The organism is Paraburkholderia diazotrophica (assembly GCF_900108945.1).
Taxonomy (GTDB): domain Bacteria; phylum Pseudomonadota; class Gammaproteobacteria; order Burkholderiales; family Burkholderiaceae; genus Paraburkholderia; species Paraburkholderia diazotrophica.
On the sequence record NZ_FNYE01000042.1, the window covers coordinates 1 to 12413 of the forward strand.

Sequence of the window (12413 nt, forward strand, 5' to 3'; positions counted from 1 at the left end):
CACGAGATGGAGGACATCAACGGCGAGTTCGGCCAGGTCGACGTGGTGCTGGTGCTCGGCGCGAACGACGTGGTGAACCCGGCCGCGAAGAACGATCCGAAGTCGCCGATCGCGGGCATGCCGATCATCGAGGCGTACAAGGCGCGCACGGTGATCGTCAACAAGCGTTCGATGGCGGCGGGTTACGCCGGTCTCGACAACGATCTCTTCTACATGGACAAGACGATGATGGTCTTCGGCGATGCGAAAAAGGTGATCGAAGACATGGTGAAGACGGTGGAATAGGCGGCGGCTAAAGGGCGAATCATGACGACTGAGAAAAGCAACAGCGGTATCGTAGGTACGAACGACGCAGAAGTCGAGTATGTCGATGCGGGAAAGGATGATCCGAATAATTCACGTCTGCCTCAACGATCGGACGCTGCCCACCGCGGTGGAAAGTCACCTCAGTGGGCATGGGCGGTCTGCCCCAGCGGATTCGATTGGATGGACGTGCACTTGCCGTTCTTCACATCGGAATGGTTTTAATTGATTTCTTGACAAGCAGGATCAGATCACAATTTCCACAACCCGCTTGAACCGCTAGTGCAACCCCGGGCCGCTGGTCCGGCGTTGCACATGAGGGACCGCTCGGCAGGTCTGCGCGTGTACCTCAACGTACACGTACTCGAAGTTCTGGCGATTCGCAACCGAATGGCCGATTCGCTCTATCGCGGTGCGCAACGTCCCGGCCATCGCTCAAAATCCGTTGATTGCTTTACGGACTCGCGCGAGTCTGGGCGTCGGTGCTCCTCGGAAAATTCAAAACATAACGGCGAAAAAAACGCCTTGGCTCGGTGTCCCGCAGCCAAGGCCAAACTCCACACGCTCTCGCAAAGTGTGCCGGAGGAGAAATACCCGATCACCCTCGATCGTCGCGGTACACGCCTGGTGCGAACTCTCCCTCGGATCGAGGCTCCCTATAATGCAACTATTAGTTCAATTAAATTCTTCGCGATTGTCGAAAAATGCAACTTTTCGTTTCATATACTGCACTGTGTTCAAAAAGACGCACTAAAGCATTGACTGTCCGCCATCCACACTGATAGTCTGCCCTGTTATGAAATTAGCGTCGTCACTACACAGAAATGCAACTGTTCGTCCAATATCGCGCTCAGGATCGCCGAAGCGGCCAAGTGCAATTTCAGAGAGATAGCGAGTGCGTTCCTGGGGATTGGCTTCGAGGTAGGCTTCAGCGGCTGGCGTGAGCGCTGCTGGGCAAATGACGTTGACAGTAATGCCATAGAGGCCCCATTCGCGCGCAGCAACACGTGAAAGCCCACGAATGCCCTCCTTGGTTGCGGCGTACGCGCCGAATCCCTTGAGACCTTCAATGCCGGTGCGTGAGCCGAAGTTGACGATGGCGCCGCGGCCCTGTGCCTTCATCTGTGGCAATGCGGCCTGCATGAAATACAGAGTGCCGTACAAGCCCGACTCGAGCGTGTTGCTCCAGTCATCGTCGGTAACGGACTCGAGCGGCACACCGGGGTTGCTGCTTTGTGCGTTGTTGATAAGCGCGTCCACGCGTCCGAATCGCTCGACGGCAAGTTCGACCGTGCGCACGGCATCGGCACGATTACGCGTATCACCAGGCACGACGAGCACTTGCGGCCTGAGGGCGCTCAATTGCTCCGCAGCCTGCTTGAGTTTGCTTTCCGTGCGGCCAGTCAGCACCAGACTCGCGCCCTCGGTGGCGAGCGCGCGGGCGATGCCGAGTCCAACGCCTTGCCCGCCTCCCGTCACGATGGCGACCTTCTCTGCCAGCTTTTTCGTGTACATGGGTGATCCAGAAGTGAAAGTTGATGTTGCTGTTCGACACGGGAGCGTGCCACATCGATGATCCTGAAAGCGCTGCTCCAGCGTCCAATTTTATGAACATCGTTCAACTATATATCAACCTGGATCAGGAGGCGCCCTGGCGTATTCCCGAATTCAGGTGGCGCGAAAGTGTGCCAGATTGTGATCGTTGTAAAACTATGTGAATAGTTCCCGTATAATCTATAGAGTCAATTCATGGGGAAAATCATGTTGAAAGAGACCTCAGCGCCGGCGGACAGGGATGTCAGCGGGCCGCGCTCGCTGACCCGGCTCCTCGGAATTTTCGATGTGCTGGCGAAGTCTCCCGAAGGAATGTCGCTGGCAGAACTGAATGTCGCCCTGGAGTCGCCGAAGAGCAGCCTGCTCAATCTGCTGAGACCTCTAGTGGCGGAAGGGTTTTTGATGCACGACGCAGGCCGCTATCGCCTGGGGCCGTCGATCTTCCGGTTGTCCGCAGGTGTGATGGCCGCGTGGAATTTCTCGAAGATGCTGCGCCCGTTCCTGGCCGATCTCTCGAAGAGCACCAATGAAACGGTGTATATCGGTGTTCTCGACGTCGAGCACAAAGAGATCACCTATGTCGACGTGATCGAGAGCGAGCAATCCGTGCGCTATTCGATGCATATCGGTTTGCGCCGCCCGCTCTATTGCACGGCTGCAGGGCGCGTGCTGCTGGCCCATGCACCGGACGCTTTCGTTACCGACTACATGAAGACGGTCAAATTCGAGCGCCGCACGCCCCAGACGATCGCGTCGAAGAAGGCGCTGCGTGACGAGCTCGATCACATCCTCGAAAGCGGCCTGTCAGTGAGCCGCGGCGAATTGCTGCCGGACTCTGCAGGTGTGTCATCTCCGATCTTCGGGCCGAACGGTAACGTGATTGCGGCGATGGCGATTGGTGCGCCACTCGAGCGGTTCGACCGCGAACGTCTGCGGCTCGAGCAGAATATGATCAGGGTGGCCCAGCGCGCATCCGCATTAGGTCAAGCCGAAGAGGAGTGATTGGCAGCCTGCCAGATATTGAGGCATGTGCTTCAATATCTGGCGGTCGTGGTTTAGTTGAAACAGAGTCAGAGCTACGTGAAACGGATCGGTCGCAACGACGATCAGTAGGTGTGGCGCTTCGGCAGCATGGAAGCGATCAGCAGTCCGACAATCGAACTGCAGGCGATGTAGACGAATACCGAAACATAGCCACTGTCGGCGGGAAACGACGCACCATCATGTCCCGCCGCCGCGCCGCGCAGCAGCGCGAATACCGCTTGGGCGCCTACCGCGAAGAAACACGAGAAGAAGACGTAGAGCATGCCCGTTGCCTCGCCTGTCTGATGCGCGGGCGTTGTTTCCACGATCTGGTTGTACAGCGCCGTGCTCGCGAAGGCGAGCCCGAACGAGCACAAGACCGCACCTGGAACGAAGAGCAGCAGGCTGCGATGAAGGACGATCAGCGAGGCCCAGGCAAGCGCCAGTATGATCATGCCGATCAAGGCAGCGCGACGTGCCTTGTAGCGGGTCGCAACGCGGCCGCTCCACGGGCTCGCGACCAGTGCGATGATGTTGATGCTGAACATCAGCAATCCAGCTGCTGTTGCGCTCAGCCCGAATCCGGCATGCGTGCCGGCAGGCTGCTGGGCAAGCAGCGAGAAAACCTGTCCCAGTTGCATGGCGCCAGCCGCGAGAAATGCCATGCACGCATTCGCCAAAGCGACTTCTCGTGTTTTCAGGAGGCGCACATTGATGAGCGGATGACGCGTCTTGAGTTGATGGCGTCCCCAGAGGCCGAGCACGACCATCCCGCCAACGAGCAAGCCCCATAGTCGCGGATCGCCAAGGCCCCACGTGCGGATCTGCTGTACCGCGAAGAGGATGGCGCAAAGTGCTGGAGCGAACGCAAGGCCCCGAACGTAGTCGATCCGTACGCCGGGGTGCTGAGGCGACGGCGGCGTCCACGCGCGTACTGCAACGACTGCCACGACGCAAAGCGCGACTTTGAACCAGAAGCCGCCTTGCCACGAATAGTGGTCCACGACGACGCCCGCGCAAATGTAGATCAGCCCCGCCGATACCATGCCTGCAGCACTGATCAGTCCCACCGCGGCAGGCAGTCTGGCAGGTGGCAGGTTCTCGCGAACCAGTCCGATGGAGAGCGGCGTAATGCCTGCCGCGATCGATTGCATCGCGCACCCCGCGACGAGCATGCCGACGTGCGTTGCACACGCGGCGACGACCGCGCCGGCGGCAGCAACCGACATCACCGAGAGCAGAATGCGACGGTAGCCCAGCAGGTCACCGAGCCGCCCGCTCACAGCAGCAAAGATGGCCGAGCCGAGCCAGTATGCGGTAACGGTCCAGCTCACAGAGTTCGAGGCAGGGAAGGCTTTGTAGAGCGTGACCAGCACCGTATAGATAACAGTGATGCCAGACGAGGCTGCCACTGCGGCCAGCAGGATCGCCATCGTGAACCCGCGGGGCGCCCCTGCTACGGGTTGCGCTCGGTGTGCCTGCTGTGAGAGGACTTCAGCTTGCATAAACGTCTCCAGTTGCAAGTATCGTATCGAGTATACTTATATACGAACTATGTTCAACTTTTTGATTTTTCTGAAGAGTATTACGCGAACTTCAGGAATGGCAAGGGCGTCGACCGATATCAAATCGATATCGACGTTTCTAGCTTCGATATGAGAGTTTTTTGGCTGATGGCTTGAGCCGATACTTCTCTCAAGGGCGCACGTTCAGCAGCGCTCCCCCCAACAATCAGGAGAGAGTTCATGCAAGCGTATGAAGGGAAAATCTACGACGCCGACACGCACTTCTACGAAGTCGAGGACGCGTACAGCCGTCACTTGCCCGAGAAATTCAAGAAGGACTGGTCATTCACCAGCCGTGTCACGGCGGACGGCAACCGCTGCATGTATGTCGGTGACCGCAAGGTGGAAATCAGCGAGGGCTACACCTCGGCCGAGGGGCACGTGCCGCCGCCGGGCAAGCTGCATGAATGGCTGCGCGCAATGAAGGACGGCAAGGATAACGTCGACATGCGTGTTCCCCCGACACCGGACATGTTCAATCGCGACGCACGCCTGAAGAAGATGGACGAATTCGGCGTGGAAGCCTGCACGATGTACATCGGCGAAATGGTCGCGTGCATTTCCTACCTCAATGAGCCCGTCGCGGCAAATGCGGTGTTGCATGCGTATAACCAGTGGATGCTCGACGATTGGGGCTTCAATTACAAGGACCGCATCTACACGACGCCGGTCGTGACGCTCGACGATCTCGACGCGGCTGTCGCCGAGGCCAAATGGCTGGTGGCGAACGGTGTCCGCGTAATCCTGATGCCGATGGGGCCGTTCAATGGCCGCTCGCCGGCGGACCCGTACTTCGATCCGTTCTGGTCGATCCTCAACGAAGCGGGCGTGCGTGTCACGTTCCACGTGTCGGAAGCGATCTACATGAAGGATCACATGGCGGTGTGGGGCGAGCCGGTGCAGCAGTCGCGCCAGCGTCAAACCGCATTTGTCTGGATGCACGGATACGGCGAGCGGCCGGTGATGGAAACGCTGTCGTCGTTCATCTTCTACAACTTCTTCGAGCGTTTCCCGCGCGTGAAGCTATGCAGTGCGGAAAACGGTGCCGAATGGGTGCCTTCGCTGCTCGTGAAAATGGACAAGTGCCGGGGCATGGCGAAGAATGGTTACTGGCCGTGCGGTCAACTGAAGAAGCGCCCGAGCCAGATCTTCAAGGAAAACGTGTTTGTGGTCGCGTATCCTGAAGACGACATTGGCCAGATCATCGCTCAAACGGGTTCGTCGGACTTCCTGTTGATGGGCTCCGACTATCCGCACGCGGAAGGCGTGCCGGAACCGAAGGACTTCGCGTCGGAAGCGTGCACCGAGCTCACTGAAGAAGACACGCGCAAGATCATGTACGACAACGGCCGCAGGTTCATTCCACTGCACGTGTGATCGAAGTCGCGCGGGACGCCGGGTACGGCGGGAATTGCGCCCCGCATTTTCCGCGGCGGGGCGAATATAGCGGGCGGCGAAGACGGCAGGCGGTTTTGCCGTCCCGCTCGATTTCTCCATTGTGAACAGGTTGGTCATGAATATTTCGGACTATAAGGCGCTATTGCTCGAACGCGATGGCGGCGTTCTCACCGTCACGCTCAACCGTCCCGAAACGTTGAACGCTTTTGACGAGCAGATGGATATCGAGATGTCGCGGCTCTTTCTCGATGTCGCGGAGGACGCCGAGACGCGCGTCGTGGTGCTGACGGGCGCCGGGCGCGCATTCAGCGCGGGCGGCGATATTGAGCATATGCAGCAGGTCATCGACAACCCGGCGTTGTTTCTCGAGGGCATGCAGCGCGCAAAGAAAATCGTCTTTTCGATGCTCGATTGCCCGAAGCCGGTCATCGCGAAGATCAATGGTCATGCAATTGGCCTTGGCGCGACGATCGCGCTGTTCTCGGATCTGAGCTACGCGGCCAATCACGCAAAGATTGGCGATCCGCACGTGAAAGTCGGTTTCGTGGCGGGCGATGGTGGCGCGGTGATCTGGCCGCAGCTCGTGGGCTACGCGAAGGCGAAGGAATATCTCCTGACGGGAGACCTCGTGACCGCGGAAGAGGCGGCGCGCCTGGGTCTTATCAACCATGCCGTGCCGGCCGACGAGCTCGATGCCGTTGTCGATGCCATGGCGAGGCGGCTGGCGAACGGAGCCGCGCGCGCGATTCAATGGACGAAGGCTTCAATCAACATCGGACTCAAGCAACTCGCGCATTCGATTCTCGATGCATCGATCGCCTACGAGGCGCTGTCGAATTTGACGGAAGACCATCAAGAAGCGGTCAATGCGTTTCGCGAGAAGCGTGAGCCGGTTTTCAAGGGACGTTGATTTTTTTCGCGTCGGGCGCGGGGCGAATGCCAGCGCCGGGCGCTGCGAGGGAGTGATCCGACATGCAACGGGTAGTGGTGGTAACCGGTGGCTTCGGCACATTGGGACGCGCGGTGGGCCGAGTATTTTCCGAAAATGGCTGGAAGGTCGCGCTGCTCGACAAGGCGCCTGCTCCAGATGATGCGAATGCGGCGCAACTCAACGCGGCGTGGTGGCGCGGCGGCGTCGAACTTGCCGATCTTGACGCGGCGCAATCGGCGATGGCAGCGGCCGTCGAGCAGCTTGGCAAGCTCGATGCAGTCGTCAATGTAGCAGGGGGATTTCGCTGGGAGACGTTGGCCGACGGTAGCCTCGACACCTGGGATCTGATGTACCAGATGAACGTGCGCACTGCGGCCACGGCATCGAAAGCGGCACTCGACTATCTTGCTGACGGTGCGCGGGGCGGCCGCATCGTCAACATCGGCGCTGGCGCTGCACTCAAGGCGGGGATGGGGATGGGTGCGTACACGGCGTCGAAATCGGGGGTGATGCGTTTGACAGAAGCGCTAGCCGAAGAGCTTAAGGATCGTTCAATCACCGTCAACGCGATCTTGCCGGGTATTATCGATACGCCGCAAAACAGGAAGGACATGCCCGACGCAGACTTTTCACGTTGGGTACGGCCCGAGGAAATCGCCAACGTAATTCTTTTTCTCGCGTCAGACGCCGCATCTGGGGTAACCGGTGCGTTGATTCCCGTCACCGGGCGCAACTGAGAATTCGCGCGCCGCCAACAGCAGTTGACGCCTGATGCAAAGGCGCCAACTGCAAGATTCATTTCAGGTGAGGCGTGCGAGCGAATCGTTGCTGAAACCGAGAAACGGTTCGCCAAGGCGAGCACGCCGAGCCCAGTTCGGATCATGCAAAAGCGAACGTCCTACGCCAACAAGGTCGAACTCGTTGCGTGAGAAGCGATCCAGCAGCGGTGTAAGGTCGGGCTGCGCAGATGTTTCAACTCCCGCCATTGAATCATAGTAACCCTTATTAATTCCGATTCCGCCCACCGCCATAGAAAGCCGGCCGGTCACTTTCTTTACCCAGCCTGCGAGATTCATCTCCGAGCCCGGAAATTCCGCGCGATTGAAATAACGGGTGCTCGCCTCGAAGATGTCGATGCCGGCGTCCGCGAGCGGTGCGAGGATCTGTTCGAGTTCATGCGGATCGTTGGCGAGGCGCGCGCGGAAATCCTGCTGTTTCCACTGTGAAAAGCGGAACGTAATCGGCATCGTATCGCCGATCGCTTCGCGTATTGCGCGCACGATTTCGACGGCAAAGCGGCTGCGTGCCGCGAGATTCTTACCCCATCCGTCCGTGCGTTGATTGGTCTCGGCCCAAAGGAATGCATCGATCAGATAGCCGTGGGCTCCGTGAATGGCGATGCCGTCGAATCCGGCGGCCTTCGCAAAGCGCGCGCTTCGACCGTAGGCAGCGATGACATCCGCGATCTCAGTGTCGGTCATTGGCCGGGTTGGTGGCATGACCCGTTCCATGTAGCCAGCGTTGAGCGAGGTTGTGCGTCCAGATGGCCCCCACAGTCCCGATGGGCGCAGTGGCGAGGCGGCGGGGAAGGGGCCAGTATTCGCCTCTTTCATCGGCCCCATATGCCACAGCTGAGGAAAGATGATTCCGCCACTTGCATGAACTTCGTCCGTCACTCGCCGCCACGCGGCAACCGATTGTTCTCCGGCGAGTACGGGAATCGAATTCTCGCCGAGTCCGGCTTCGCCGAGCGCCGCCGGATGATCGACACCGACACCTTCCGTGATGATGAGGCCTGTCTCGCCCTGCGCGCGCCGCTTGTAGTAGGCCGCGACGTCACTGCCGGGCAGTCCGTTGGGCGAAAAACCGCGAGTCATGGGTGACATGACGATTCGGTTTGCAAGCGTGACGCCTCGAACAGCGAGGGGCGTAAAGAGCGATCCGGTATCCATGCGCATTCAGATAGTTGACTTGTGTGCGAATAATGATACGCTATGTCTTGCTGATGAAAAAGAAATTATTGGCGCCGGTGAACTGCGGCGCTCAAGAGGAGGATGGCGTTGGAACAAGCACACGCACTGGTGGTAGACGAACTTGCAGAGGAAAGGGAAAAGCCCATTCCCGAGGGCTTTGCATTGATGCCGGAGTTTGGCCCTTTTCACCAGATGTTCGGTCCTACGTACTTTCGCAAGAGCGAGCGCGGGCACGTCATCGGCATGTACGTGCGCGAAGCGCATCGAAACCTCGGCCAGATGATGCACGGCGGCGCCGTTTGCATGCTGGCGGATACAGCCATTACGTGGGCAAGCAAGTATTCGCGTCAACCCGCCGTGAAGGTCTTGACGACGGGCTTGACGGTCAATTTCATGGGCAACGCAGAACCGGGTGACTGGGTGGAAGCCCATGTCGACGTTCTGCGTTCCGGAAAACGGGTGATTTTCTCGGACTGCCAGATCTGGGCCAATGCGAGGTGCATCGCACAAGCATCCGGGCAGTTCCAGGTGATGGGGGAAACCGGCAGCTAGTATGCAGGCGAGGCACGGGGGCGCGGCAAACGTTACGGCATCGACCTGACTCGAGCTTTGTCCAGCGTCGCCCGATACTTCCACGCCGTCAACAGAATCCGGTGAATCCGCTCGGCCCGACGCTTACGTTCTACGCGCGTAGTTTGGATCGCGAGGTGCACTTCCGGGGCGCCAGTGACCAGCGTCAGGAGATCGCGTGCCGCAGTCGCGGGATCGTCGATGTCGATCATTCCATTCGCCGCTGCGGCTTCCAGAACGCCCGTGAGCGGCTCCAGCATCGTCACGACGAACTGCAGAAACTGCCTCGCGACGTCTGGGAACCGTATTGCCTCGCCAATGACCATGCGTGACGTGTGCATGCTGTCCGGTATTGCCATGTGTTCGACGAGTGCATCGATAAGGGATGCCAGGTTCGTCGAAAAGTCGCGGCCGGGTTCCAGGTGCTGAGCGATCTTGCCTCGCAGGTCCGCCATCCCGCGCCAGACGATAGCGCGAAAAAGTTCTTCCTTTGTGCCGAACTGGCGGTAAACGGTCGTTTTGCTGACACCGGCCAGCGATGCGATTTCTTCGACCCTCGCGGCGCCAAAACCTTCCCTCATGAAGACCGATTTCGCGGCGTCGAGCAACCGCTCACGCAACTGTAGCGCGTCGTCGTGGGTGGGCCGGCCGGCCGTTCGAGGTTTGCCCGCCGCAGCGAGCCGCGAGGCTCTGTCGGGAGCCTGAACTGCCAGAGGTTTGGACATCGTTGAGCATTTGATGACGGAATTAGGGCATCAGTATACTAACGAGCCCCAGGGGGCGCCAATAATGGCGCCCCCTGGGGCTCGAAGTGCTCGCGGCTGGAATCAAACGTTGATCATTCCACGTACGTAAGACTCCATCGTGCCCGCGCAAGAGAGCTTGTCTTCACCTTCCTCGAGGTCGGCATAGCGGCCAACTTGCCTGACTAGCGGTCCTTGGAGGCCGTCGGTGTTCCCCGCCGGTGAGAAGTCCACTGTGACTTTGTCGCCGGTAATGAAGCCGCCCCAGTATCCCTCGGCAAGCAGATCGAAAAACGCGAAGCGGCCCTCCACAAGGCCGCGGCCATCGGACGGATTCAGTAGTTGCTCTCCGGTCTTGTCGAGCACGAATGGAACGATCCAGGGGCAGATTGCGTAGCCCTGCGCGACTTCCGACCAGGGACCGGTCCCGATCATTTCGGACATGCCATAGCTGTTCTGGACGTTTTCCGGGCGAATGCCATAGAAGCGTATGATCTGCTCCCGATAATCGGCAGGTGCCGAGGTGCCCTTCAATCCACCGCCGGTCGTGATTACGGTGTCGGGGTGGCAGATTCCATCGGTGATACCGCGCTGGCGCGCGCGCTCCACGAGTGTCCAGTGCAGCGACCAGTTTCCCTGCACGAGAACAGGAACGTCGCGCTGCGCCGTCAGCTTGTCGAGAAAACTGTCGATCATCGCGCCGGTGTGGCGCTGGCGCGCCACCGCATGCTCCTGGAAAGCCGCGACTTCGCTGGGTTTGGCGGAACCGTCGGCGATTGCGCGACGCATGCGGCCCATCGAGATCGTTGCAGAAGCAAGCACCGGTTCGTCGAACATCAGCGTGCTTTCGGCGCCGAGTCGCTTTGCAGCCCCAAGTACAGGCTCGATATGACGATGCGCGCCAGCAGGCGGCATCATCAGGAATACCGGGCGCTTGCCGAAATCACGGCGGATCAGTTCGTTACCGTGAATGCCAAGTTTCACACAGGACTCGGTGACGTTCTCGAGATCGGCTCGTGTCTGGTTGATGAAGCTGCATTTCCCGGATGTGCCGCTCGAGCTAAACACGTAGTGTCCCCCTTCGCGCAACCGACCCATCCATGCGTCGACGTCCTCCACTCCCGTCATATCGACGTCGCTCACTGGGGCGCTCGAAAGCGTCTGCAGCCAGGCCGCCAGATGCTTCCAGCGACCGTTGTCGATGAATTGCTCGGGATAGCTCTTGTAGATCTGATGCGCGAACAGGAGAGGAACCATGTCCGCGTGGCGGTTAATGGTTTCAACGCCCATATCGTCCGCTCGGCGGCGCAGCAGCCTGATCTGGTTACGGCGTTCGGCGAAACGCTCTTTCATGGCGGCGAGCTGAAGCTCGCGAAGTTCTTTAGGGTGAGTGCGAAACGGATCGGCGTCACCGCGAAGCATTGCGTAAAATGGGTCCAGTGCGGACATGTCGTCTCCCGAGCAACTATCTTCTGCGGCGTTAGCGATCAAAGTCAGTGGAGCTCGACACGTCGAGCCACGCTTCAAGATTGTCCTGTACGGACGCGAGCTTCTTTCGGACGACGTCGACGGCATCCGGGCCGAGCGGCAACCGCAACGGCGGGTTCTCTGCGGACACCGCACGCACGACGGCTGCGGCGGCCTTGGCTGGATCTCCCGCCTGCGTGCCGTGATAGCCACTCATCATCTGGCGCATCTTTCCCACGGTGTCAGCATAGGCAGGTGATTCGACCTCGCTCCATTTCAGTGAGCCGCCCGCGAAATTCGTGCGGAAACCGCCGGGTTCAACGATGGTCACGTGAATCCCGAACGGCTTCAGTTCTCGTGACAGCGATTCAGACAGTCCTTCGATCGCATGTTTCGAGGCGCAATAGAAGCTGCAACCCGCTATACCCATTACGCCGGCTACCGAGGAGAAGTTCACGATGTGTCCTCGCTTTCGCTCGCGAAAATAGGGCAGCACGGCGCGGATCACGCTGACCGTGCCAAACACGTTGGTATCGAATAGCTGGCGTGCTTCCGTGTCGGAAACCTCTTCGAGTGCGCCGAACAGGCCGTAGCCGGCATTGTTCACGAGAACGTCGATTGCGCCCGCACGGCTAAGGGCCTGCTCGACAGCGCGGGGCACCGACGCGGTGTCGGTGACATCGAGCAACACGCCATAGGCGCGCCCGGGCGCGAGACTTTCGAACGGCGCTATCTGCGCGTCGTTACGCACGGTGCCCACTACCTTGTCGCCGCGGGCGAGGACTGTTTCCGCAAGGGACCGGCCGAAGCCGGACGAAACGCCCGTGATGAACCACACGGCTGGATGTGTCGTTTGCGCAGTCATAGTTGAATAGGTCTGAATAGT

At 59.4% G+C, this 12413-nt stretch carries 13 protein-coding genes; 7 read left to right on the forward strand and 6 right to left on the reverse strand.

From position 1 onward, the window contains the following. Together BMW76_RS33340 and BMW76_RS40670 are read left to right on the forward strand one after the other, a co-directional pair. On the forward strand, window positions 1-285 hold a 285-nt coding region (locus BMW76_RS33340; protein WP_143062388.1), incomplete at its 5' end, for an NAD(P)(+) transhydrogenase (Re/Si-specific) subunit beta. Between the two features lie 333 nt (window positions 286-618). Beyond that, complete coding sequence (locus BMW76_RS40670; RefSeq protein ID WP_143062389.1) at window positions 619-1065, forward strand: hypothetical protein; 447 nt, start codon at window positions 619-621, stop codon at window positions 1063-1065. Here the strand turns inward: BMW76_RS40670 and BMW76_RS33345 are convergent. Then, window positions 1054-1818 (reverse strand): SDR family NAD(P)-dependent oxidoreductase, encoded by a 765-nt coding sequence (locus BMW76_RS33345; RefSeq protein WP_090873027.1) that lies wholly within the window; start codon window positions 1816-1818, stop codon window positions 1054-1056. The two genes, BMW76_RS40670 and BMW76_RS33345, sit on opposite strands and share 12 nt — an antisense overlap. A 234-nt stretch (window positions 1819-2052) precedes the next feature. Here BMW76_RS33345 and BMW76_RS33350 point away from each other — a divergent pair, with 234 nt between their 5' ends. After that, a complete protein-coding gene (locus BMW76_RS33350; RefSeq protein ID WP_245763483.1) occupies window positions 2053-2859 on the forward strand; it encodes an IclR family transcriptional regulator in 807 nt (268 codons plus the stop codon). A gap of 104 nt (window positions 2860-2963) precedes the next feature. Here BMW76_RS33350 and BMW76_RS33355 read toward each other — a convergent pair whose 3' ends face one another. After that, a complete protein-coding gene (locus BMW76_RS33355; RefSeq protein WP_090873031.1) occupies window positions 2964-4313 on the reverse strand; it encodes an MFS transporter in 1350 nt (449 codons plus the stop codon). Window positions 4314-4625: 312 nt separating this feature from the next. Between BMW76_RS33355 and BMW76_RS33360 the strand changes: the two genes are divergently transcribed. From BMW76_RS33360 to BMW76_RS33370, 3 genes are all read left to right on the forward strand, one after another. Then, the gene (locus tag BMW76_RS33360) at window positions 4626-5822 is read left to right on the forward strand and encodes an amidohydrolase family protein (protein WP_090873033.1); all 1197 of its coding nucleotides are present in this window, start codon (window positions 4626-4628) and stop codon (window positions 5820-5822) included. A 136-nt stretch (window positions 5823-5958) separates the two neighbouring features. Next, window positions 5959-6753 carry an enoyl-CoA hydratase/isomerase family protein gene (locus tag BMW76_RS33365; RefSeq protein ID WP_090873035.1) on the forward strand — a complete coding sequence of 265 codons (795 nt, stop codon included), beginning with the start codon at window positions 5959-5961 and terminating at the stop codon, window positions 6751-6753. A gap of 62 nt (window positions 6754-6815) precedes the next feature. Beyond that, window positions 6816-7511 (forward strand): SDR family NAD(P)-dependent oxidoreductase, encoded by a 696-nt coding sequence (locus BMW76_RS33370; protein WP_090873036.1) that lies wholly within the window; start codon window positions 6816-6818, stop codon window positions 7509-7511. 63 nt (window positions 7512-7574) lie between these two features. Here BMW76_RS33370 and BMW76_RS33375 read toward each other — a convergent pair whose 3' ends face one another. Further along, entirely contained in the window at window positions 7575-8726 is a 1152-nt protein-coding gene (locus BMW76_RS33375; RefSeq protein WP_090873038.1) for an NADH:flavin oxidoreductase, read from the reverse strand. Between the two features lie 102 nt (window positions 8727-8828). Here BMW76_RS33375 and BMW76_RS33380 point away from each other — a divergent pair, with 102 nt between their 5' ends. Further along, window positions 8829-9299: a PaaI family thioesterase gene (locus BMW76_RS33380; protein ID WP_090873040.1), complete on the forward strand. Its 471-nt coding sequence runs from the start codon at window positions 8829-8831 to the stop codon at window positions 9297-9299. A 32-nt stretch (window positions 9300-9331) separates the two neighbouring features. Here the strand turns inward: BMW76_RS33380 and BMW76_RS33385 are convergent, their stop codons facing one another. The 3 genes from BMW76_RS33385 to BMW76_RS33395 all read right to left on the reverse strand — a co-directional run bounded on the left by BMW76_RS33385 (window position 9332) and on the right by BMW76_RS33395 (window position 12392). Continuing rightward, window positions 9332-10042, reverse strand: a complete 711-nt coding sequence (locus BMW76_RS33385) for a TetR/AcrR family transcriptional regulator (RefSeq protein WP_090873042.1) — start codon at window positions 10040-10042, stop codon at window positions 9332-9334. Window positions 10043-10144: 102 nt separating this feature from the next. Further along, window positions 10145-11509, reverse strand: coding sequence for a phenylacetate--CoA ligase family protein (locus BMW76_RS33390; protein ID WP_090873044.1), 1365 nt, complete (start codon window positions 11507-11509; stop codon window positions 10145-10147). Window positions 11510-11540: 31 nt separating this feature from the next. Further along, complete coding sequence (locus BMW76_RS33395) at window positions 11541-12392, reverse strand: oxidoreductase (RefSeq protein ID WP_090873046.1); 852 nt, start codon at window positions 12390-12392, stop codon at window positions 11541-11543. Between the last annotated feature and the right edge of the window lie 21 nt (window positions 12393-12413).